This is a genomic window from Alkalibacillus sp. S2W (assembly GCF_046764385.1).
Taxonomy (GTDB): domain Bacteria; phylum Bacillota; class Bacilli; order Bacillales; family Alkalibacillaceae; genus Alkalibacillus; species Alkalibacillus almallahensis.
Genome location: NZ_CP177234.1, coordinates 1,452,050 through 1,474,174, shown reverse-complemented (window position 1 = coordinate 1,474,174; position 22,125 = coordinate 1,452,050). Strand labels below are relative to the sequence as shown.

The window sequence follows — 22,125 nt, the reverse complement described above, 5'->3', positions numbered from 1 at the left end:
ACTTAGCCACTTAAGTCATAAAAAACGCCATGTGAATTTCATGTTATATTGAAGTTAACCACAACACTCAATAAAGGAATGAAATCACATGACGCCATTTAATGATAACATGCCCCGCACTAAGGGCAAACACTTAAGCGCGGATGAACGGTCAAAAATCCAAGTGTTAAAGCAGGAAGGCTATTCTCACCGTCAAATCGCCAAAGTATTAGGCTGTGCGCCGCAAACAATCAATAATGAGATTAAACGGGGTTCGGTGACGCAAGCAAGAGAACAGAAACAAAATGGCAAAACATACCGCTATACGCATCCCGTTTATTTCCCAGATGTCGGCCAACGTCAGTACGAAGAAAATCGGTTAAACTGCGGGCGTATACCGAAATGGGTTGGTATCCCTACATTCATAGAATGGGCGGATACCAAGATGCTTCAGGACGGATGGTCTCCAGACGCTGTCGTCGGTTATTTGAAAGTCCATTTTCCGTATGCCCAAGCCTTACTACCGTGCACTACCACACTCTATCATTGGATCAACATCGGCATTATGCGGACGAAGAATATTGACCTGCTTGAGAAAGTCAGTCGCGCACCTAGAAAGACCGGGCGGCACGGTAAAGAAAATAAGCGCAAGTTAGGTACTTCCATTGAAGAGCGGCCGAAACATATTGAAGACAGAGCAGAGTTCGGACACTGGGAAATTGATACGGTACTGGGCGTTAAAGGTGAAGATGATGAGGTATTACTCACCTTGGCCGAGCGTAAAACACGGTTTGAATGCGTTATTAAAGTCGACCGAAAGGATGCATCATCGATTTCAAAAGCCGTTCAGTCACTGGCCGAGCGAACCGGCACAGACATGCGCGCCATGTTTAAAACCATCACGTCAGATAACGGGTCGGAGTTCAGCACGTTAGAAACGGATTTAAAAGAAACGACCCAAGTCTATTTTAGTCATCCCTATGCATCTTATGAACGCGGCACCAGCGAAAATCAGCACAAATTGATTCGACGGTTTATACCGAAAAGTCACCCCATCAGTCAAGTGAGTCAGCAACAAACCTTACGCGTACAAACGTGGATGAATACCTATCCGCGGAAACAGCTCAATTATCGCACGCCACAGGAAGCACTCATGACAGAGGTCAAGGCAATAGCTTAGATAGTTGTGACATTTCGCTCCCCCCTAGGGGGGAGAGCGTCAACTCTCTTCATCTATTCACAATCTCCCCATAGCAGGGGCTGGCCCAGTGGCTAACTTGTACTTGAAATTTAGGATTGATTATCCATTTCACGATCTCGTGCTTCTATTTGTGATAGGATATGCTGTTCATCTAGCAAATTTTCGCCAATTAGTTGATTCATTTCAGTCACTAATTCCGATAGATTATCTGCGACAACAAAATCCTCACCTTGTTCTTTAAAAGCTTCCACTGGTCCAGGTGCTCCTGGTAAAGCTCGCTTTAACACTTTTTTAATGCTTTTACCAGTTAAATCAGGATTTTGTTCAGAACCAGATAATGCAAACTCCTTTTCGATTATACTCTGTGTCAAAATAAACCACGAGTAATCATATCCCGTTTTCATAATGCTCTCTAATGTTCCGAGTGTATCAAAGCCTGGAAAATTAGGAGACGGTAAACGATTACCTTCAGCATCAAGCCATAAAGATGATGGTCCGGGTAATATTCGTATGCCATGATTGGACCATACGGGATCATAATTTTTGATTCCTTCTGTGTAATGCCACATACGATCTTTATTAACGACGTTAGCACCACTTTCTTCTGCTTTTTGTATCATCTTGCCATCGACATGGTCTGGTACACCTGAGATCATTTGCTTTGATGGTGGCCCAAGACGTTCAGGCCAATTTTCTCTTATAAGTTTAAAATTAGCTCCGATCCCGCCTGTTGCAATCACGATATGATCAGCCTTATAGTGAAATGAATCCTTTACTTCTCGACTACTTTTTTCACCGCGCTCGCTTTCGTCATCAACTAAGACAGATCCTTCTACACCTACAACAGCATTATTTTCTTTAAGTAGTGAATTAACTTGATGACGTGGTAGATACGTCACTAAGCCGCCGTCAATGTATTTTGATACAAGCTTTTTAAAAGGATCTAGAATCCCTGGGCCTGTTCCCCATACAATATGAAATCGAGGAACCGAATTGCCGTGGCCATCAGCCAAGTATCCTCCACGTTCAGCCCAGCCAATGACAGAGAAGAAACTAATGCCTAAATTTTTGAGCCATTGTCGTTTCTCATTTGCTGCAAAGTCCAAATAGGCTTCAGCCCACTGTTTTCCCCAATAATCATGTTCTCCTTGATCAAATGCCGCTGATCCCAACCAATCTTGTCTAGCTAATTCATATGAATCTCGAATTCCCATTCTACGTTGCTCAGGACTATCAATTAAAAATAAACCACCAAATGACCACCATGCTTGGCCGCCAAACGAGGATTCTGGTTCTTGATCAAGTAATAAAACGTGTTTCCCATAAGCAGCAATTCCTGATGTTGCAACAAGCCCTGATAAACCAGCGCCGATTACTATGGCATCGTATTTCATTCCATCACACCCAACAATAGTTTTTAGATAAATAAAAAACAGCATAGCTAAACCTATATTAGGTCTATGCCATGCTGCCAAAAATCATTATACCGGATAAACACCGTGTTTACGTTCTGTGAATTGTACGTTCTTCGATTGATAAACATCAAGTCGTTGCGTTAAAGCACCTCGTAAATTGTTTGGTTCAACAATGTCATCAACAATCATTTCGGATGCCAAACGGTAAATATCGATATTTTCTTTGTATTCTTCATGTTTTTCTTTAATAAATTCTTGTCTCTCTTCTTCTGGTAATTCGGCTATTTTATTCGCATACACTGCATTAACAGCTGCCTCTGGTCCCATGACAGCAATTTGTGCAGTCGGAAGTGCAATAGTGACGTCTGGATCAAACGCTGGCCCTGCCATGGCATATAAGCCAGCTCCATATGCTTTTCGTACAACAACACAAATCTTAGGTACGGTTACTTCACTCATAGCCGAAATCATTTTAGCCCCATGGCGAATAATGCCTGCTCGCTCTACTTTGGTTCCAATCATGAACCCAGGAATATCAGCTAAGAAAACGAGCGGGATATTAAAGGCATCGCATAATTGGATAAATTTAGCGGCTTTATCAGCTGAATCATGGAATAAGACGCCACCTTTTTGACGTGGTTGATTAGCAATAATACCGACTGATTTACCGTCGATTCGAGCTAATCCTGTAATCAACTCTTTAGCGAATTCACGCTTGATTTCGCAGAAACTGTCGTTATCAATCAAACGATTGATTAACTCGTACATGTCGAACGGAGCATTCTGATTTTCTGGGATTAAATCGCTAATGGTCTTGTCGAATTGTCCTGGTTCAACTGTCTCATGTTCATTCGGTTGCGTTCTAAAGTTTTGCGGAAAATAAGTTAAATATTTTTGTACATAGTCAATCGCTTCTTGTTCACTTTCGACTAACACGTCACCAACACCTGAAACAGAACAATGCATTTTGGCTCCGCCCATTTCTTCCAGTGATACTTGTTCTCCAATTACTTTCTCAGCCATTCGTGGTGAACCTAAATACATCGAAGCATTACCTTCAACCATGACAACGATATCACAAAAGGCTGGTATGTATGCTCCTCCGGCTGCTGATGGACCGAATAACAAGCAAACTTGTGGGACACGTCCGGACATTTTCACCTGATTATGAAATATTCGACCTGCGCCCCGTCGATTCGGGAACATTTCAATCTGGTCTGTAATTCTTGCTCCAGCTGAATCCACTAAATATAACATAGGGACTTCTAATTTCATGGCTGTTTCTTGTATACGAATGATCTTCTCTACTGTGCGAGCTCCCCAAGATCCAGCTTTAACCGTTGAATCATTTGCCATCACTGCGACTGTTTCCCCGTTTAATTTGCCGAGTCCAGTAACGACCCCATCGGCTGGTAAAGATTCGTCAACGCAATTAGCAAAGAAAGCATCTTCAACATTTAAATCGTCATCCAAAAGCATGTTAAGTCTGTCACGGACGAACATTTTACCTTTTTCGGCGTTTTTCTCGTGGTATTTCTCTGCGCCACCTTTTTCGATTCGTTCGCGCATCGCTTGGTGTTGTTCTTCAAATGCCACCTAAATCACCCTTTCTGTTTATTTTCCTTTAAATTGTGGTTGTCTCTTGTCTTTAAATGCTTGTAAAGCTTCTAAACGATCTTCAGTTGGGATCGTCGTTAAATAATAATGTCTCTCAATTTCAAGACCTGTTGCTATATCGCGTTCATAACCACGTTCAATCGCTTGTTTAGCAGCACGAACACCAACTGGTCCATTGGCTGAGATTTGATTAGCTAAAGTAACAGCCTGGTCTACTAGTTTATCATGACTCACATTTTCTTCAATCAAGCCGATTGATTGCGCTTCTTCACTACCGAAGCGTTTCGCAGTTAATATATAGTACTTCGCTTTAGCAAGTCCGATTAGCTTAGCTAAACGTTGTGTGCCTCCTGCTCCTGGTATAATGGCTAATGATGTCTCTGTAAGCCCCATTTTCGCTTTATCACTTGCTACACGAATATCACAGGCTAGTGATAACTCTAATCCACCCCCGAAAGCAGCACCATTAATGGCTGCAATCGTTGGTACTGATAACTGTTCGACACGACGTACAAGGCCACCAATGGAACGAACTGTCTTAACAACTTCATCTTCTGTCATCGTTTGACGCTCTTTTAAATCAGCACCTGCACAAAATGCCTTCTCACCTTTTCCTGTTATTATTAAAGCTCGTAAATCTTCATGAGCCTCGATTTCATCTAGTGCATGATGAAAATCTTCAATAAGCTGTGTTGAAAAAGCATTTGCTGCATCAGGACGATTTAAATACAAAATACCAACATAGTTGGTTTGCATTTCCCATGTTACTGTACGCATTGCATCACATCCTTCTGGCTAGTTCCATTTGTTTACTAGGCAATGACTTATCTAAATGCTTCTCGATTGCTAATCCAGCATCCGTTAACTTATCCAACCTCACACCTGTTTCAATCCCCATTTCGGTAAGCATATGAACTAAATCATCTGTTGCGACGTTGCCTGAAGCGCCTTTAGCGTACGGGCAACCACCTAAGCCGCCTAAAGAGCCATCAAATGTACGGAATCCGTGTTCTAAAGCGACATACGTATTAGCAAGCGCCATCCCTCGTGTGTCATGAAAATGAAGAGCTAAGTGATCTTGGTCAAAACGTTCTTTCATTGATGATAAAACGTTATGAACTTGAATTGGATTAGCGACACCAATCGTGTCACCGATGGATAATTCATCAATGCCCATTGAGAACAAGTTGTCACATACTGACATCACTTGATTGACATCAATTCGTCCTTCATATGGACAACCAAAAACGGTGGAAATATAACCGCGAACTGATTTCCCTTCCTGTTTAGCACCATCAACGACTTCTCGTAGTACAGGATAGGTTTCATCAATCGATTTATTGATGTTCTTTTGATTATGCGTCTCGCTCGCTGACATGAAGATAGATACTTCATCAACATCAGCGTCAATCGCTCGTCCTAATCCTTTTAAATTAGGAACAAGCGCCGCATAAGTAACATCATCCTTTCGATCAATCCCTTTAGCAACATCGACCGCATCTTTTAATTGTGGAATCCATTTAGGATGAACAAACGAGGTGAGCTCGATATAAGATAAACCGCTTTCAGACAAGCGATTAATTAGATCGATTTTTGCGTCTGTATCGATGAGTGTTTTTTCATTCTGTAAACCATCACGCGGTCCCACTTCTTTAATCGTTACATCTTTTGGTAGACTAACCATAACCCAAACTCCTTTTAGGGTGAATTATTCAATAATTGCGATAACGTCCCCTTCGTTAACGAAGTCTTCTTCTTTTACTTTCAATTCTTTAACAGTACCAGTGACTTCTGCTGCAATCGGAATCTCCATTTTCATAGATTCTAAGATGACGACATCCTGACTAGAATCGACCGAATCTCCTTCTGAAATCATCACTTTCCAAACGTTACCTGCCATACTTGCTTTTACTTCTGTCATAAGTGTTACCTCCTATTGTTTGACCATAAATTCATTAATAAATGATGTTCGTGTTTCAGCTCGTTGGAAAGCCGGAGCTTTTGCTACATCAATTAAGAATGGGATGTTTGTTTTAATACCTTCTACTTTGTATTGAGATAAAGCTTGTTCAAGCTTTTCAATCGCTTCATCTCTTGTTTCGCCATATACAATTAATTTCGCTAGCATAGGATCGTAATAAGGTGTGACTTGATATTGTCCATGAACACCAACATCGTTACGAATTCCTTCTCCTTCAGGTGGTTCAAATGCCGTTAATTGTCCTGGAGATGGGAAAAATGTTTTCGGATCCTCTGCATAAATACGGGCCTCAATTGCATGCCCTTTCAACTTAACATCCGATTGTTGGATATCTAGTGATTCACCATAAGCAATCTTCAACTGTTGTTCTACTAAATCAATACCTGTCACGAGTTCCGTGATGGGATGTTCAACTTGTAATCTCGTATTCATTTCGAGAAAATAAAAGTTTTCATTTTCATCAACTAAAAATTCAATCGTTCCTGCATTCACATAATTAATCGCTTCTGCAGCCCTAACAGCTGCTTGTCCCATTTTGTCTCGAGTCCTATTGCTTATTAATGGCGAAGGTGCTTCTTCAATGACTTTTTGGTGACGACGTTGAATGGAACACTCACGATCATTTAAATGAATCGTGTAACCTTGCTGATCAGCTAGGACTTGAATTTCAACATGGTGAGCATCTTCAATTACTTTTTCGATAAACATGGTACCATTACCGAAAAATTGTTCAGCTCGGCGCGCATTACTCTCAAAGGCTTTGGCCAGTTCTTGTTCATCATAAACAATCTGCATACCAATGCCTCCCCCACCATGCGCAGCCTTAACCATCACAGGATAACCGATTTCTGCCGCGAATGACCGGGCATCATCGACTGATTCAATCGGATCATTCGTTCCTGGAATGATGGGAACATCTGCGTTTTCCATTGTTTGTCTAGCTGTTAATTTACTTCCCATGCGATTGATTGACTCAGATGATGGTCCAACAAACGTAATACCAGCATCTTCAATTTGTTTAGCAAAATCGGTATTTTCACTTAATAAGCCATATCCAGGGTGAATGGCCTCGACTTTTGTTTGTTTAGCTATGTCGATGATTTTGACGATATTCAAATAACTCTCATTTACTTTTGACCCACCAAGCAAATAAGCTTCATCTGCTTCAGTAACAAAAGGGGCATCAGCATCTGCTTCTGAGTAAACAGCAACTGTTTTCACATTTAATTGCTGACAAGTCTTAATAATACGTAAAGCAATTTCTCCGCGATTAGCGATTAAGATTTTGTTAAACATGATATCGCTCCCTTTATTCAAATTGTATTCCTAATTGTTCTTGAGCTATTTCTTTTAGTCGAATTTTTTGGATTTTACCACTTGGTGTGGTTGGGAATTCGTCAGTAAATAAAACGTAATCGGGTTTGTCATAATCATCTCTTTGTTCACAATAAGCCCTTATTGATTGTTCTGTAATTAAATCATCATTTGGGATCACCCAAGCAATAACCAGTTCACCCTGCTTAGCATCAGGTATGAAGACAACTTTCGCATCCTCAACTTGTTCATGTGATGCGATAAATTGTTCTAATTGATATGATTCAGGAATTTGTTCATGTTGCATCTTATCACCTTCACTTTAATCATTTGCTATTAAATCTTCAGCCTGTTGACGAAGTTTGAATTTCTGAACCTTGCCACTTGCTGTCATTGGGTACTCATCGGTGAATTGAATATATCTCGGTACTTTATGATAAGCAATATGACCTCGACAATAGTCTTTTAATCCATCTTCTGTTAACGTTGAATCTTCTTTAAGAATGGTCCAAGCCATTAATTCTTCCCCATATTTCGCATCAGGAACTCCCACTACTTGAACATCTAAGACATCATCGTGCTGGATTAAAAATTCTTCAATTTCACGTGGGTAGATATTTTCTCCGCCACGAATGACCATATCTTTAATACGACCCGTAATTTTTACATAGCCTTCGTCATCCATTTCTGCAATATCACCCGTGTGTAACCAACCATCAGTATCGATCGCGTTACGAGTTTCTTCTTCATTATTGTAATAACCTTGCATCACATGATAACCTCTAGTGCATAGTTCGCCGGGTTCATTGGTTTTTACTTCTTGGTTTGTACCAGGCTCTACTATCTTAACTTCGACATTAGGGTGTTGTTTTCCTACCGTACTGACTTTTCTTTCGATTGGATCATCCGTCGTTGTCTGAGTGATAGCAGGTGATGACTCTGTCTGTCCATAAGTAATAGTGATTTCAGATGCTCCCATCCTTTCCATGACATCTTTCATCACATCGATTGGACAATTTGAACCTGCCATAATCCCCGTTCTTAAATGAGGAAATTCATAGTCATTGAAACTAGGATGATTAAGCTCAGCAATAAACATGGTCGGCACACCATGAAGGGCTGTACATTGTTCTTCAGACACAGCAGCTAGCACTTTCTCAGGATCAAACTGTTCAATTACCACCATTGTCGCTGCTTTCGATACGGCAGCTAGTGTACCTAAGACACAACCAAAACAATGGAAAAACGGTACAGGGATACATAAACGATCATTTTCTGTGAAACTCATGCATTCAGCAATTTGTTTTCCGTTATTGACAATATTGTAATGTGAAAGCATGACCCCTTTAGGGAAACCTGTTGTACCTGAAGTATATTGCATATTAATCACATCATGTTCATTAAGTGACGATAATCTTTGAGTCAGTTCCTCATCTGATAGATCATCGCTTGCCTGAACCACGTCATGCCATGTATAGCAGCCTGCATAAGATTTGTCACTGAGCACGATGATATTTTTTAAGTGTGGAAATTTTTCAGATTGTATGTTTCCTTTTTCTTGATCAGCTAAATCTGGAATCAACTCTTTCACAATATCAATATAGGATGTTCCCTTAAAAGATTCCGCAAGTATAAGTGTAGAAGACTCAGATTGTTTCAATAGATATTCTAATTCTTGCGCTTGATAGCTTGTGTTAACGGTAACTAGGACTGCACCCATTTTTCCTGTTGCGAATTGTGAAGTCAGCCATTCTGGTTTGTTATCTGCCCAAATTGCAACGTGATCGCCTTTATCAATTCCAAAAGCCATGAACCCTTTTGCAACGCGATTAACTTCTTCATTAAATTGCTTATACGTCCACCGTATTCCTTTTTCAGGATAGACAGCTGCTTCGTAGTCTGGGAAGTTGTTTGCCTGCTGTTCAATTAATTCACCAATCGTTAGATTTGTAAGTGGCATGAGGCATCCCCCTATATTTTTAAAATAGTTAGCAACCTAATTGACGTGCAATAACGAGACGTTGTATCTCAGAAGTTCCTTCACCAATTTCGAGTAATTTAGCATCGCGCAAGTAACGCTCGACTTCATACTCACGCATATAACCATATCCACCATGAATTTGAATAGCTTGATTCGCAGCTCTAAAAGCGGTTTCAGTTGCTGTTAACTTAGCCATTGCTGCTTCTTTAGAAAATGGTTTGCCTTGGTCTTTTAACCAGGCAGCTTTTAACACAATGTTACGTGCAAGTTCGATTTCTGTTGCCATATCAGCCAATTTAAATTGTATGGCTTGAAAAGAAGAAATAGGCTGACCGAATTGTTGGCGTTCTTGCGCATAGGCTAGTGCACGGTCTAATGATGCTTGAGCAATTCCAAGACCTAAAGCGCCAATCGAAATTCGTCCACCATCTAAAGTCTGTAAAAACTGTTTGAACCCTTTTTCTGGATCGCCTAATAAATTCTCACGTGGTACACGTACATCTTCCAAAACAATTTCAGCCGTATTAGAACCACGAACACCCATTTTGTCGTAATTGTCCGTAATTGTAAGACCTTCAGTGTCTGTTGGGACGACAATTGCTGAGATAATATTTTTACCGCGCTCATCTTTACCTGTGACAGCGGTTACAATAATTTGTTTAGCATAGGAAGCATTGGTGATATAGCACTTCTCACCATTTATAATGAAATCATCACCATCAACTGTGGCAGTTGTTTTAGTGCCAGCTGCATCCGAACCTGCGTTTGGTTCAGTCAAACCAAACGATCCTAATGCCTCGCCTTTTGCTAATGGAACTAGGAACTTCTGTTTTTGTTCTTCGGTTCCGAATTGATAGATTGGTGATGAACCAAGCGAAACAGAAGCGGCATAGCTTAATCCTGTACTACCACAAACACGCCCGATTTCTTCAACTGAAAGTGCATATGTAATCGTATCACCTCCAGATCCTCCGTACTCATCAGGATACGGAATGCCGAGCAGGCCTAATTCTCCCATTTCTTTGAACAAGTCCTCTGGAAATTCTGCGTTGACATCGATATCAATTGCTCGAGGTTGGATTTTGGCTTCTGCAAAATCACGAACCATTTTGCGGGTCATTTCTTGCTCTTCGGTTAATGTGAAGTCCATTTAAATTTCCCCTTTTGTCAGACCGACTAGTTGGTCTGTTATTAGTATAAATAAAAAGCTTATTTGTTTAAGCCTTTATAAACTACTTGTTTGCAGATATTCTTTTAATATTTGATCCGTTAAAACCCCTCGAAATAATATGTCTATGTATATTTCTGCGATGTCATCTATATTTAATTCTCCATCCCGTTGATACCACATATAGGTCCAGTTAACCATACCTAGAATGGACATGCTTGTAATCGTAGTTGGTAAACTGTCACGAAACTCGCCTCGTCTCTGTCCTTCTGATATAACTTCGATAACGATTCGTTTGAATTGATCTCGTTTTTGTTTAATGAGCTCTTCATATTCAGGTTTTAAATATTTGTTTTCTTGGTAGAAAACGACAATATGTTCCTGATATAAATCAAAAACACGTACAAACGAATATAAAATGCCATGTAATTGTTGAACGGGTCGTTCATGCTGCAATTTCGCCCGGTGTGCTTCGTTTAAGACATATGAGATGAATAAATCATGGATCACATAAAGCAGTTCATCTTTTGATTGAAAATAGTGATAAAAACCACCTTTAGATGTCTGGCAATCCTCCACTATGTCCTTCACTGATACACCGTGAAACCCTTTATCTGAAAACAAGTTCAACGACGATTGAATAATTCTTTCTTTTAACTGTGTCATAATCTTCCTACCTTTTGTCAATATTTTAACACAATTTTGACAAGTATCAATGGGTAAATTTAAAGAGGTAGTCTAAGTAAATGACTACCTCTTGTTAAATTACTCTTCACCTTCTTGATTAAACCATTTCGTATATTCAGGTTGGACATAGGTGTTAACAACTTCACCTTTTTGGTCAGTATCAATCATAAAGGAACCATTGTTTTGTCTCGTTTGTTCTTTGACTTCAATTGGTAATACGGTGTGAGTTTCATTGTTTTCTGTATGGATGACAACTGAATGATCATCTTTAACAACATGGAAACCGACGATATGATGTGGTTTCTGTTTGAGTTCTTTAAGCATAACTAAACCACGCTGTGCTCGAGACCCTTGTTCGAATTGGTTAATGGACATACGCTTACATGCACCACGTTGCGTGACGACAAAAAGTTGCGGATTGGTTAATTCATCGAACACTTCACCATTCACTATCCATTCTTGTTCTTTTAGATTCATAGCTTTGACGCCTGCTGCCTTAACGCCCACTGCTTTTATATCTGCTTCATGATACCATAATCCATATCCAGTCTGTGAGGTCACGAAAACTTCTTGATGACCGTTCGTTAAATGGACATTTACAACTTCATCTTCACCTTTCATTTTCATGCCAACAATTGGTCGATTATAGCGCTGGACTTTAAAATCAGACAATAAAGATTTCTTAATCATGCCTTCGCGGGAGATCGAAACAATGTAATGTTGATCATCAAATTCTCTAATCGGAATGGCCTTAATAACATTTTCTGATGAATCAATAGGTATTAAATTCGCAATATGCTGCCCCATATCTTTCCACTTAATATCAGGCAATTCATGCACAGGCATATATAAATAATGTCCTTTATTTGTAAACAGCAGTAATGTATCTGTTGTATTCACTTCAAAGAGATTAGTTAAATAATCTTCATCTTTTTTCTGTAGATCATCGATATTAGATGCTCCGAATGAACGTAGACTGGTGCGCTTTATATAGCCTTCGCGTGTTAAAGAAACAACAATATCTTCTGAAGGAACCATAACTTCTAAGTTGATTTGTAAGTCTTCTACTTCATCTTGAATTTGTGATTGTCGTTTTTCTTTATACGTTTTCTTCACGCGTTTCAAATCAGTTTTAATCACTTCTAGAAGTTTATTTTCATCAGATAAGATCGTTTGTAAGTATGAGATTCGTTCATTTAATTCTTTAGCTTCTTCTTCTAACTGTGTCACATCTGTGTTGGTTAAACGATAAAGTTGTAACATAACAATTGCTTCTGCTTGTTTCTCAGAGAATTGATACTGATTTTGTAATTGAATTTTTGCATCTTTTTTATCATTGGCTTGTCTAATCGTTGCAATGACATCGTCCAATATCGAAACAGCATAAATTAAACCTTCAACAATATGAGCACGATCCTGCGCTTTTCTTAAATCGTGTTCTGACTGACGTTTTATAACTTCTCGCTGATGCGTTATATAAGCATCAAGAATGCCATGAAGCGTCATAATTGTTGGTGTTTTATCAGAAATAGCCACCATATTAAAGTTAAAGGATACTTGTAAGTCTGTATTCTTGTATAAATAATTTAAGACACTTTGACTGTCGATGTCCTTTTTCATTTCAATGACAATTCTAAGCCCAGTACGATCACTTTCATCACGAACTTCAGAAATGCCTTCAACTTTACGTTCTAAACGAAGCTCGTCCATTTTTTTGACAAGTGTCGCTTTATTCACATCGAAAGGCAATTCATTAATGGCAATCTGTTCACGACCACCTTTAAGTGTTTCGATTTCGGCTTTGCCTCGGACGACTATTTTGCCTTTACCTGTTTCATAGGCCTTTCGGATACCATCCTTGCCTTGAATGATTCCACCAGTTGGAAAATCAGGACCAGGTAACTTCTTCATTAATTGATCAATTGATGCCTCAGGGTATTCAATCTTGTAAATCACTGCATCAATAACTTCAGATAGATTATGTGGCGGTATATCAGTTGCATAACCAGAAGAAATACCTGTTGAACCGTTAACGAGAAGATTAGGGTATTTCGCAGGAAAAACAATGGGTTCATAATCTGTATCATCAAAATTTGGGATAAAATCGACTGTTTCTTTGTCGATATCCTGCATTAATTCTGAAGCAATTCCTGAAAGTCTTGCTTCAGTGTAACGCATCGCCGCAGGTGGATCCCCATCTACACTTCCGTTATTTCCGTGCATCTCAACTAATTCTTTTTTGACTTTCCAAGATTGACTCATTCTAACAAGTGCTTCGTAAACAGATGAGTCACCATGAGGGTGGTAGTTACCAATCACGGTTCCGACTGTTTTGGCCGATTTACGAAACGGCTTATCATGCGTGTTTTTCTCTTGGTGCATAGCATATAAGATACGGCGCTGTACTGGTTTTAAGCCGTCTCTTACATCCGGAAGAGCACGGTCTTGAATAATGTATTTACTATAACGACCAAAGCGGTCACCTATCACTTCTTCTAATGGTAAATCTAAATATTTTGCTTCTTCAGCCAAATTCTTCACTCCTAGTTAAGCAATCGATCGTTGTCTAAAATTGTATCGTCTTCTTCCATTCCAAATGCAACATTAGATTCAATCCACTTACGTCGAGGCTCTACTTTATCGCCCATAAGTGTCGTTACTCGTCTTTCAGCACGTGCAACATCATCAATGGTCACGCGAATTAATGTGCGAGTTTCTGGATTCATCGTTGTTTCCCATAATTGTTCAGCATCCATTTCGCCTAAACCTTTATAACGTTGAACGGTGTAACCATTCTTATATTCTTTTAATAGTTTCTCCATCTCATCATCGTCCCAAGCATAGGATTCCTTATATTGCTTCCCTTTACCTTTTGAAACTTTGAATAGAGGTGGTAAAGCAATATAAATTTTACCTTGTTCGATGAGTGGTTTCATATAACGATAAAAGAATGTCAGTAATAACACTTGAATGTGTGCCCCATCGGTATCAGCGTCTGTCATGATAATAATTTTATCGTACTGAGCATCATCAATATTGAAATCCGGGCCTACACCTGCATTGATGGTATGAACAATGGTTGATATCTCTTCGTTTTTAAATATGTCATCTATCTTAGCTTTCTCTGTGTTAACGACTTTTCCTCGAAGGGGTAATACCGCTTGAAAACGACGGTCACGACCTTGTTTGGCAGATCCTCCTGCAGAATCACCCTCAACTAAAAATAATTCGTTTTTAGCTGCATTCTTCGACTGAGCAGGTGTTAATTTACCGCTCAAAATAGAGTCACGACGCTTACGTTTTTTGCCATTACGAGCCTCTTCACGCGCCTTTCGAGCAGCTTCGCGCGCATCACGTGCTTTGATTGCTTTTTTAATCAGCATTTTAGACGTGTTCGGATTTTCTTCTAAGAAATAAGCCAATTTTTCAGCGATCACGCTATCAACAGCACTTCTCGCTTCTGGCGTCCCTAATTTACTTTTCGTTTGGCCTTCAAACTGGAGTAATTGTTCAGGGATTCGGACAGAAATAATCGCTGTTAAGCCTTCTCGAATATCATTACCATCTAAGTTCTTATCTTTTTCTCTTAATAGTTGCATTTTCCGAGCATACTCATTAAACGCACGAGTTAAAGCTGTTTTGGCTCCTGATTCGTGTGTCCCACCATCTTTGGTTCGAACATTATTAACAAATGATAAGATGCTTTCTGAATATCCGTCATTGAACTGCATCGCAAAGTCCACTTCAATTTCTTTCACTTCACCTTCAAGCGAAACAACTTCATGTAAAGCATCTTTTTCTTCGTTTAAATAATGCACAAATGATTGTAAGCCATCTGGATACACATAAGATTCTTCTGCGCCTTCGCGTTCATCTTTTAAGACGAGTTTAATCCCTTTTAATAAAAAGGCAGCCTCTCGTAGTCGTTCAGAGAGTGTTTCAAACTGATAATGAATTGTCGAAAACATTGATTCATCTGGTTTGAAATGAATGGTGGTCCCTGATTTTCGAGTATTGCCTACTTCTGTTAAAGGTTGTTTCACCTTTCCGCCATTAGCAAATACGATTTCATGACGCTTGCCATCACGGCAAATCGTTACCTTCATCCATTCAGATAAGGCATTTACGACAGATGCACCAACACCATGTAGACCGCCACTTGTTTTATAGCCGCCTTGACCAAATTTTCCTCCAGCGTGAAGAATCGTGAAAATTATTTCTGGAGTTGTTTTACCCATTTTATGCATACCAGTCGGCATACCACGTCCAAAGTCAGTCACCGAGATTGATTCGTCTTTATGTATGGTGACGGTGATTGTTTCACCATAACCTGCAAGTGCTTCATCAACCGCATTATCGACTATTTCAAACACGAGATGGTGAAGTCCGCGGTGGTCTGTACTACCAATGTACATACCTGGACGTTTTCGGACGGCGTCTAAACCTTCTAGAACTTGGATTGAGTCATCGTTGTATTGTTCAAATGAATGCGTCACTTATAATTGTCCCCTTTCTAATTCGCTAAACAAGTGCTGTCTTTATTTATTCGGGAAAACATGAGAAATCCCTGCTAATCAGCAGAGATTCCTCAACTCATATTAACTACCAATTGTGACAGCATGAACGACTTTTATGCAAGCATCCATAATCACAGTGAAATCATTTTCATTAAGAAGTTCATAAGCTTCTTCGTTCACGATACCTTGTTGTGCCCAGAACACACGACAGTCTGTAGTCAAAGCGTCATGTGCTACATCAACAAGGTGCTCAGGTCTGCGAAAAACGTTAATAATATCAATGGATTCTTCGACGTCCCTAAGTGATGAATAACTTTTCTCGCCAAGAACTTCAGTGGCATTAGGATTAATTGGGATAATTCTATAGCCACGATCTTGCATGATTTTTGCAATTTGATGTGACGTGCGATCAGGCTTGTCCGATAATCCTATGACCGCAATCGTATTAGCATTGATTAATATGTCGCGCATTTTTTCTTGTGTTGGGTTTTCCATAATATCGCTCCTAAATAATCGTGATAATACTAGGATAGCGTGTTTAGCAATATTTCTCAACTTTCGTTTTACTCATTCTTAAAATTTAACATCTTCTTTCTTCTCCATACATTTGATAAAATAAGGTGTATTATAAGAAGCCAATAAAGGAGGGATTAAATGTTTTATCTTTTATTTAGTGTGATTGCCTATCTATTTGGTTCTTTTCCATCTGCACTTATAATCGGTAAATTATTTTATCAAATTGATATAAGAGAACATGGTAGCGGCAATCTTGGTGCAACCAACGCCTTTAGAGTTTTAGGTGTCAAAGTAGGTTTGATTGTTACAATCTTTGATATATTGAAAGGTACGATTCCAGTTGTCATGGTGGTTGTACTAGCCCCTGAATTACAACCGCTGATTGTTGGTGGCTTTGCAGTGATCGGCCACATATTTCCGATTTTCGCTAAATTTAAAGGTGGTAAGGCAGTCGCTACATCGGGCGGAGTTCTACTCGGGGTAAGCCCTGTGTTATTCGCTATTCTTATTGGATCATTTTTTATTTTCTTAAAATTATTCAAGTATGTATCATTAGCGTCGATTCTTGTAGGGCTTACGGCTGTAGTGACATCGGTTATCATGCAAGATATTCCTTTAATCATTGTGACCTGTTTCTTTGCTTTCTTTGTCATTTATCGTCACACAGATAATATTAAGCGAATTAAAAATAAAACTGAACCTAAAATAACCTGGCTTTAAAATAAGGTGATAAAGTGAAAAAACAAATTGCATTAGTCATAACAGGTTTCATCATAGTTGTAATGGGCATCACCTTCATCTTACAGCAGCAATCGAATCAGTCGAGCTATACGGCGGATAAACTAGCGAATATGACGCATAATCTTTCTAATAAACAGTCTCAAAAGTCAATCACATTAAATGCTGTTGGGGACATTTTAATACATGATCGTGTCTATCACGGTGCTAAAGAAGGGCGAAACTATCATTTTAAGCCTATGTTATCCGTCATTAAACCGCAACTTGAATCAGCTAATCTCTTATTTGCTAACCAAGAAACAATGTTAGCTGGAGAAGAAATGGGTTTATCGGGTTATCCTCAATTTAATGCGCCTAAATCGGTCGCCGAGGCTTTAAAACATGTATCTACTGATATTGTATCGTTGGCCAACAATCACACTTTAGATTATGGACAAGAGGCTATCGAAAAAACAACTGATCTTTTAAGGAATTTATCGATCGATTATATTGGCTCATACCAAAGTGAATCCGATCAACAACAACCAAGAATACTAGAGGAAAATGGTATATCAGTTGGTTTTACGGCTTACACTTATGGAACTAATGGTATCCCTCGCCCAGACGATCAAGATTATTTAGTTCAATATATAAGGGATGGAAACATCAAGGATGATATTAATGAAATTGAGAAACAAGCAGATTTTACTGTTGTTAGCCTTCATTTTGGTAACCAATACGAACCTTTACCAACTCAGAACCAAAAGAAATTAGTTCGCGAGTTAACTGAAGCTGGAGCTGATATCATTCTTGGGCATCATCCCCATGTGCTTCAACCAATCGAACGAGTGAAGACCGAAAATCATCAATCAGTTGTCGTCTATTCTTTAGGTAATTTTTTGTCAGGGCAGCGTGAATTAGACCGACGAATAGGTGGAATCATGCAGCTCCAATTAAATAAGGGATTAATCAATCAAACAAGCGAGACCTCTGTTTCAAATATACGATTTATGCCTACATATGTAGAATTTGATGACCGAGGAGACATCATGCACGATGTAGAAGTTGTTCCGCTTATTGATAGTTCTATAACTGATGTTAATACAAACTTTCAAGATATTGAAAACCATATGAAACATTACTCAGAACAAATACAAGTCGTGCCACACCTTGAGCAAGTTCAATAAATTGAATCCAACAATTTCAATCATGTATAATATATGTTGTGCTTATGCTCTTCTCTCAAGAATTGAAAGGAGTCCTCGATATGAACGAAGCAGTTAAAAAACAGTTACCAACGAAATCCGAGCGACATAAATTATTCGGATCTGTTGAGCCAGGTCCTAAAACAAAACCAATGGAAAAAAATAAAATGAAAGATTTACAGAATACAAAAAAGGATTTTCTGTTTGAATTAGATGCTGTAGGTGTGAGTGATGTTAAACACCCCGTTATGCTCAAAAGTCAATTAGAACCTAAAACACAAACAACCGTAGCTCAATTTTACTTTGCCTCTTCTATTTCCCAAGGTTCTAAGGGGACGAATATGAGTCGGTTTACAGAACAACTTCACTCTTATTATCAAGAGGGGTTCACTTTGGATTTTGCGACACTAAAATCATTCGTATTTGATCTTCAACAGCGTCTTGAACAGAAAGATGCTGAGTTAACAGTGTCTTTCCCTTGGTTTTTTGAACGACAAGCGCCTTATTCTGAGCAAGCAGGTTTAAATCATGCAGATGCTTGGTTGCGAGTCCGTTATCACGAAGGATTTGGTTATGATCTCAAGGTTGGTTTAACAGGTACGATTACAACACTTTGCCCTTGTTCAAAAGAAATCAGTGAATATAGTGCCCATAACCAACGAGGTCATATTGAAATGGAAGTTACGTTACAGCCTGAGTTTGATGATACAATTTATGATTGGAAACACATGCTATTAGAAGCAGCTGAATCTAATGCAAGCGCTCGAATTCATCCCGTTCTTAAACGACCAGATGAAAAAATGGTTACCGAACAAGCTTATGAAAACCCTCGCTTTGTAGAAGATATGGTTCGACTTGTTGCGAGTGACTTGTATGAATATGAAACAGTCGAGCAATTTTCGGTTAAGTGTGTGAACGAGGAATCAATTCATTTACATGATGCGATTGCATCGATTAGTTATGATAAACGCGAAGAGTAGTGTGATAAGATGAAACATCTTTTTATTTGGTTAATAAAAGGTTACCAACAATTTATTTCGCCCTTGTTAGGGCCTACATGTCGGTTTCATCCGACGTGTTCGTCCTATAGCCTAACAGCGTTTGAACGGTTTGGTTTCTTTAAAGGGTTTTATTTATCAATAAAACGCATCTTAAAATGTCATCCATTTAATGCTGGTGGTTTTGATCCTGTACCAGAAAAACAGAATCATAAAAGCCGTGGTTAGTTAACCACGGCTTTTTTTAAATAGAACGAAAACGTCTTAATTGATCAAGTTTTCCTTCAGCTCGTAATATATCCTCTTCGAATTGGCCGATTAAATCAAAATGTGGATATTCCTCATCTACATGGATCCATTCTGGTTTTAATCCATATCGTCGTCCCCAGGCTTTTAAACGTTCGATATCTTGACAACCTGCCTTTGTAACCGTTTTATGACCAGGAAAACGATCATCTGCCCAGTAATGCGTTAAGAATGCTATTTCTCCAGCTTCAACTTGGCGTTTCCAACGTTTTAACTCATCTCGTTTAATCCCGAACGCCATTAGCTTCACCTATCGCTTTTAAATAAGCATGATGCCAATTTGGATAATGTTTTCGAATTGAGATTGGCTTAAAGTTTTGTTTCTTAACACAAACATGCGAAGACGAACCAGTTACAGCTAAATCGCCAGATTCGGTGTAAACTTCATACCCATAAATAATTCGAAATCCATCATACGAACTGATATATGTTTTAACAGAAGCGGTTTCACCGTATGTTAAAGGTTTCTTGTATTGTGCATTAATATCGACTACAGGAGACACAATCCCATCGCGTTCCATATCGGCATAATTAAAGCCTAGTTGTTCAATTAAATGAGTTCGACCAATTTCAAACCAAACTAAATAATTGGCGTGATAAACAACGCCCATTTGATCCGTTTCCTGGTAACGGACTTTTATATCGGTTTCATTTATGACCATATTTGTCCTCTCTCCCTCTTACTTCAACTTAAATATTATTTTAAAATAAAAAGGCTAGCTATGGCTAGCCTTTCGATTATTATTTTTGTCGTTTTTCATGAGCATGTTCATCCCGTAATTCATCACGCATACCGTCGACAGCTTCTATTCTTCTTGCGTTTTTCTTCTTAATTTCTTCCTCTTGAAATTCTGACGCTGTTTCCATTGAATCTTCAGCTTCTTGCATATTTTCTAACGTATTATTTAAGTTTTCCTGAATCTTTTTCATGTTATCTCGACGTTCATCAGGATTTGGTTTCTTTTGATGTTGACTCATGGTTACGCCTCCTTTGAGTTGTTACAGTCGTTAGTATAAGCAGATTAATTTTAGCTATACACGTGACTGTTTAGAAGGCGTGATGCCTAACCGAGAATCTAACTTATCATAAATTTTGTCTAGTTCTTGTGGGTTGTTCAAAATTTTTTCTTTTTCAGATTGAATAAGCCGCTGAAACGTTAAATGATCTTTCTTTCGCATAATGACTGATTCTCCTTTTTGCTCTTTAGGATAGCCATTATGCTAGAAGAATATACTTAATCTAGTTCTTTTATTTTTTGTTCCATATCTTCATACGAAAGTGGTCCAACATGTCGAGGTATTTGGACTTCACCTTCAGTATTGATGAAATACGTTGTCGGTAAACTTAGGACTTGATAGCGTACGTTCACTTTTCCAGTCTTGTCCATTAAAATCGGAAATGATAAATTAAGCCCATTCACAAAGGATGATACCTGATCTGTATTCGTCTCTTGTGATGTTGCATTAACCCCTAAAATCACAACATCTTCTCCATATTCATTTGAAATTTCTTGCATATGGGGCATTTCAGCTCTACAAGGTGGACACCATGTCGCCCAAAAGTTTAAAAACACCTTTTGACCACGAAAGTCAGCTAATTCAACCTCTTCTCCATCTAATGTCTCGAGTTTGAAATTAGGTGCCTTCTCTCCTACCTCAATTTCGTCAGTCTCTATATCAACACCTTCTGGTTGTACAAAAATTCCTTCACCTGATGTCTCACTATTTTCATCAGAATTAGAAAACCAGGTATTATAAACCACAACCCCAACTAAAATCCCAATAAGAGTTAATCCAATGATGCGTTTAGTTAATTTCACTTACGCAACGCTCCTCTCTTATGACGTCCATCTATAATCCACTCAACGATATAAGTTAAAACAGCAATGGCAAGAAACATCATGACCTCAAAAATCAATATATCCGAAGATTTGTCCAATACTCGAAATAACACCCAATTAATCGCACCCCAACGACTTGCCCCTAATAATTGGAACCAAGTTAATGGGTTTGAATTGAAAAAATATATAACAATTGCCCCCAAATAAATCATGACTTCAAAAACTACTATAAAGCTGAACCCGTAAATTAGTGAAATCATTTGTTCTATGCTTAACATTATAATTATACCTAGCAACCACCATGCAATTTGCCATTGATAAGATATACGGAAATAACGCTTTTGCCTAATACTATATAATAATAAAGCTATAATACCGAATAATATTCCAAGAATACCTCCATCAAAGTATATGATGGTGATTGGATTCTCAATCAAATCAGCGGGGTGTTTAAAGAGATAGCTTAATTTCCAAATAACGATGAGAACAAACCAATATTCGAAGATGACATCTCCTGGCTTCTTGTCAATTGATTGTGTACTTTTTCGATTGAAAACAAGATCACCTATTATGCCAGATAAAATGATCCCACCAATATAAAATAATAAAGGTATATATAAATTGAGTGGTCCAATTTGTATGATGTCATTCATAATCTTTCACTCCTATTACCTATCCTATC

Annotated in this window: 23 protein-coding genes and 1 pseudogene; 5 read left to right on the top strand and 19 right to left on the bottom strand. The window is 38.7% G+C overall.

Annotation, left to right across the window (positions count from 1 at the left end):
- Positions 1–88: 88 nt before the first annotated feature.
- Positions 89–1,159, top strand: coding sequence for an IS30 family transposase (locus ACKXGF_RS07935; protein ID WP_411953264.1), 1,071 nt, complete (start codon positions 89–91; stop codon positions 1,157–1,159).
- 116 nt (positions 1,160–1,275) lie between these two features.
- On the opposite strand, the pseudogene ACKXGF_RS07930 reads toward ACKXGF_RS07935, so the two are convergent.
- The 13 genes and pseudogenes from ACKXGF_RS07930 to ACKXGF_RS07870 form a co-directional block, all read right to left on the bottom strand.
- Positions 1,276–2,574, bottom strand: a pseudogene (locus ACKXGF_RS07930) (FAD-binding dehydrogenase); the annotation flags it as partial.
- 87 nt (positions 2,575–2,661) lie between these two features.
- A complete protein-coding gene (locus tag ACKXGF_RS07925; protein WP_411955569.1) occupies positions 2,662–4,164 on the bottom strand; it encodes an acyl-CoA carboxylase subunit beta in 1,503 nt (500 codons plus the stop codon).
- 45 nt (positions 4,165–4,209) lie between these two features.
- On the bottom strand, positions 4,210–4,989 hold the full coding sequence (locus tag ACKXGF_RS07920; RefSeq protein ID WP_411953263.1) for an enoyl-CoA hydratase-related protein: 780 nt from the start codon (positions 4,987–4,989) through the stop codon (positions 4,210–4,212).
- A gap of 4 nt (positions 4,990–4,993) precedes the next feature.
- Positions 4,994–5,896, bottom strand: a complete 903-nt coding sequence (locus ACKXGF_RS07915) for a hydroxymethylglutaryl-CoA lyase (RefSeq protein WP_411953262.1) — start codon at positions 5,894–5,896, stop codon at positions 4,994–4,996.
- 24 nt (positions 5,897–5,920) lie between these two features.
- Positions 5,921–6,133 carry an acetyl-CoA carboxylase biotin carboxyl carrier protein subunit gene (locus tag ACKXGF_RS07910; RefSeq protein WP_167260385.1) on the bottom strand — a complete coding sequence of 71 codons (213 nt, stop codon included), beginning with the start codon at positions 6,131–6,133 and terminating at the stop codon, positions 5,921–5,923.
- A gap of 12 nt (positions 6,134–6,145) precedes the next feature.
- Positions 6,146–7,489 carry an acetyl/propionyl/methylcrotonyl-CoA carboxylase subunit alpha gene (locus ACKXGF_RS07905; protein ID WP_411953261.1) on the bottom strand — a complete coding sequence of 448 codons (1,344 nt, stop codon included), beginning with the start codon at positions 7,487–7,489 and terminating at the stop codon, positions 6,146–6,148.
- Between the two features lie 13 nt (positions 7,490–7,502).
- Complete coding sequence (locus ACKXGF_RS07900) at positions 7,503–7,814, bottom strand: AMP-binding enzyme (protein WP_411953260.1); 312 nt, start codon at positions 7,812–7,814, stop codon at positions 7,503–7,505.
- A 15-nt stretch (positions 7,815–7,829) separates the two neighbouring features.
- Complete coding sequence (locus ACKXGF_RS07895) at positions 7,830–9,467, bottom strand: AMP-binding protein (protein ID WP_411953259.1); 1,638 nt, start codon at positions 9,465–9,467, stop codon at positions 7,830–7,832.
- A 28-nt stretch (positions 9,468–9,495) separates the two neighbouring features.
- Positions 9,496–10,638, bottom strand: a complete 1,143-nt coding sequence (locus ACKXGF_RS07890; RefSeq protein ID WP_411953258.1) for an acyl-CoA dehydrogenase — start codon at positions 10,636–10,638, stop codon at positions 9,496–9,498.
- Between the two features lie 75 nt (positions 10,639–10,713).
- Positions 10,714–11,322, bottom strand: coding sequence for a TetR/AcrR family transcriptional regulator (locus ACKXGF_RS07885; protein ID WP_411953257.1), 609 nt, complete (start codon positions 11,320–11,322; stop codon positions 10,714–10,716).
- Positions 11,323–11,421: 99 nt separating this feature from the next.
- Positions 11,422–13,875 (bottom strand): DNA topoisomerase IV subunit A, encoded by a 2,454-nt coding sequence (gene parC, locus ACKXGF_RS07880; protein ID WP_411953256.1) that lies wholly within the window; start codon positions 13,873–13,875, stop codon positions 11,422–11,424.
- Between the two features lie 11 nt (positions 13,876–13,886).
- On the bottom strand, positions 13,887–15,839 hold the full coding sequence (gene parE / locus ACKXGF_RS07875) for a DNA topoisomerase IV subunit B (protein ID WP_411953255.1): 1,953 nt from the start codon (positions 15,837–15,839) through the stop codon (positions 13,887–13,889).
- Between the two features lie 102 nt (positions 15,840–15,941).
- Positions 15,942–16,355 carry a CoA-binding protein gene (locus tag ACKXGF_RS07870; protein ID WP_411953254.1) on the bottom strand — a complete coding sequence of 138 codons (414 nt, stop codon included), beginning with the start codon at positions 16,353–16,355 and terminating at the stop codon, positions 15,942–15,944.
- A gap of 159 nt (positions 16,356–16,514) precedes the next feature.
- Between ACKXGF_RS07870 and plsY the strand changes: the two genes are divergently transcribed.
- The 4 genes from plsY to yidD all read left to right on the top strand — a co-directional run bounded on the left by plsY (position 16,515) and on the right by yidD (position 19,524).
- Positions 16,515–17,096, top strand: a complete 582-nt coding sequence (plsY, locus tag ACKXGF_RS07865; protein ID WP_411953253.1) for a glycerol-3-phosphate 1-O-acyltransferase PlsY — start codon at positions 16,515–16,517, stop codon at positions 17,094–17,096.
- Positions 17,097–17,110: 14 nt separating this feature from the next.
- Positions 17,111–18,280 carry a CapA family protein gene (locus ACKXGF_RS07860; protein ID WP_411953252.1) on the top strand — a complete coding sequence of 390 codons (1,170 nt, stop codon included), beginning with the start codon at positions 17,111–17,113 and terminating at the stop codon, positions 18,278–18,280.
- Positions 18,281–18,360: 80 nt separating this feature from the next.
- On the top strand, positions 18,361–19,278 hold the full coding sequence (gene folE2, locus ACKXGF_RS07855; protein ID WP_411953251.1) for a GTP cyclohydrolase FolE2: 918 nt from the start codon (positions 18,361–18,363) through the stop codon (positions 19,276–19,278).
- Positions 19,279–19,287: 9 nt separating this feature from the next.
- Positions 19,288–19,524 carry a membrane protein insertion efficiency factor YidD gene (yidD, locus tag ACKXGF_RS07850; RefSeq protein ID WP_411953250.1) on the top strand — a complete coding sequence of 79 codons (237 nt, stop codon included), beginning with the start codon at positions 19,288–19,290 and terminating at the stop codon, positions 19,522–19,524.
- 16 nt (positions 19,525–19,540) lie between these two features.
- On the opposite strand, the gene ACKXGF_RS07845 is transcribed toward yidD, so the two are convergent.
- The 6 genes from ACKXGF_RS07845 to ACKXGF_RS07820 all read right to left on the bottom strand — a co-directional run bounded on the left by ACKXGF_RS07845 (position 19,541) and on the right by ACKXGF_RS07820 (position 22,096).
- The gene (locus ACKXGF_RS07845) at positions 19,541–19,843 is read right to left on the bottom strand and encodes a hypothetical protein (RefSeq protein WP_411953249.1); all 303 of its coding nucleotides are present in this window, start codon (positions 19,841–19,843) and stop codon (positions 19,541–19,543) included.
- Positions 19,827–20,264, bottom strand: a complete 438-nt coding sequence (locus ACKXGF_RS07840; RefSeq protein ID WP_411953248.1) for an acyl-CoA thioesterase — start codon at positions 20,262–20,264, stop codon at positions 19,827–19,829. Before ACKXGF_RS07840 ends, ACKXGF_RS07845 begins: the two co-directional genes overlap by 17 nt.
- 79 nt (positions 20,265–20,343) lie before the next feature.
- Entirely contained in the window at positions 20,344–20,580 is a 237-nt protein-coding gene (locus ACKXGF_RS07835; RefSeq protein WP_411953247.1) for a small acid-soluble spore protein Tlp, read from the bottom strand.
- A gap of 54 nt (positions 20,581–20,634) precedes the next feature.
- Positions 20,635–20,781, bottom strand: a complete 147-nt coding sequence (locus ACKXGF_RS07830) for an FbpB family small basic protein (protein WP_306975008.1) — start codon at positions 20,779–20,781, stop codon at positions 20,635–20,637.
- Positions 20,782–20,837: 56 nt separating this feature from the next.
- A complete protein-coding gene (locus ACKXGF_RS07825) occupies positions 20,838–21,422 on the bottom strand; it encodes a TlpA family protein disulfide reductase (RefSeq protein WP_411953246.1) in 585 nt (194 codons plus the stop codon).
- Positions 21,419–22,096, bottom strand: a complete 678-nt coding sequence (locus ACKXGF_RS07820) for a hypothetical protein (RefSeq protein WP_411953245.1) — start codon at positions 22,094–22,096, stop codon at positions 21,419–21,421. Before ACKXGF_RS07820 ends, ACKXGF_RS07825 begins: the two co-directional genes overlap by 4 nt.
- Between the last annotated feature and the right edge of the window lie 29 nt (positions 22,097–22,125).

Bases quoted from the DNA above. Each gene is read 5' to 3' on its own strand.
- ACKXGF_RS07935 (WP_411953264.1), top strand. From the start codon at position 89: ATGACGCCATTTAATGATAACATGCCCCGCACTAAGGGCAAACACTTA.
- ACKXGF_RS07925 (WP_411955569.1), bottom strand. From the start codon at position 4,164: ATGCGCGAACGAATCGAAAAAGGTGGCGCAGAGAAATACCACGAGAAA.
- ACKXGF_RS07920 (WP_411953263.1), bottom strand. From the start codon at position 4,989: ATGCGTACAGTAACATGGGAAATGCAAACCAACTATGTTGGTATTTTG.
- ACKXGF_RS07915 (WP_411953262.1), bottom strand. From the start codon at position 5,896: ATGGTTAGTCTACCAAAAGATGTAACGATTAAAGAAGTGGGACCGCGT.
- ACKXGF_RS07910 (WP_167260385.1), bottom strand. From the start codon at position 6,133: ATGACAGAAGTAAAAGCAAGTATGGCAGGTAACGTTTGGAAAGTGATG.
- ACKXGF_RS07905 (WP_411953261.1), bottom strand. From the start codon at position 7,489: ATGTTTAACAAAATCTTAATCGCTAATCGCGGAGAAATTGCTTTACGT.
- ACKXGF_RS07900 (WP_411953260.1), bottom strand. From the start codon at position 7,814: ATGCAACATGAACAAATTCCTGAATCATATCAATTAGAACAATTTATC.
- ACKXGF_RS07895 (WP_411953259.1), bottom strand. From the start codon at position 9,467: ATGCCACTTACAAATCTAACGATTGGTGAATTAATTGAACAGCAGGCA.
- ACKXGF_RS07890 (WP_411953258.1), bottom strand. From the start codon at position 10,638: ATGGACTTCACATTAACCGAAGAGCAAGAAATGACCCGCAAAATGGTT.
- ACKXGF_RS07885 (WP_411953257.1), bottom strand. From the start codon at position 11,322: ATGACACAGTTAAAAGAAAGAATTATTCAATCGTCGTTGAACTTGTTT.
- ACKXGF_RS07870 (WP_411953254.1), bottom strand. From the start codon at position 16,355: ATGGAAAACCCAACACAAGAAAAAATGCGCGACATATTAATCAATGCT.
- plsY (WP_411953253.1), top strand. From the start codon at position 16,515: ATGTTTTATCTTTTATTTAGTGTGATTGCCTATCTATTTGGTTCTTTT.
- folE2 (WP_411953251.1), top strand. From the start codon at position 18,361: ATGAACGAAGCAGTTAAAAAACAGTTACCAACGAAATCCGAGCGACAT.
- yidD (WP_411953250.1), top strand. From the start codon at position 19,288: ATGAAACATCTTTTTATTTGGTTAATAAAAGGTTACCAACAATTTATT.
- ACKXGF_RS07845 (WP_411953249.1), bottom strand. From the start codon at position 19,843: ATGGCGTTCGGGATTAAACGAGATGAGTTAAAACGTTGGAAACGCCAA.
- ACKXGF_RS07840 (WP_411953248.1), bottom strand. From the start codon at position 20,264: ATGGTCATAAATGAAACCGATATAAAAGTCCGTTACCAGGAAACGGAT.
- ACKXGF_RS07835 (WP_411953247.1), bottom strand. From the start codon at position 20,580: ATGAGTCAACATCAAAAGAAACCAAATCCTGATGAACGTCGAGATAAC.
- ACKXGF_RS07830 (WP_306975008.1), bottom strand. From the start codon at position 20,781: ATGCGAAAGAAAGATCATTTAACGTTTCAGCGGCTTATTCAATCTGAA.
- ACKXGF_RS07820 (WP_411953245.1), bottom strand. From the start codon at position 22,096: ATGAATGACATCATACAAATTGGACCACTCAATTTATATATACCTTTA.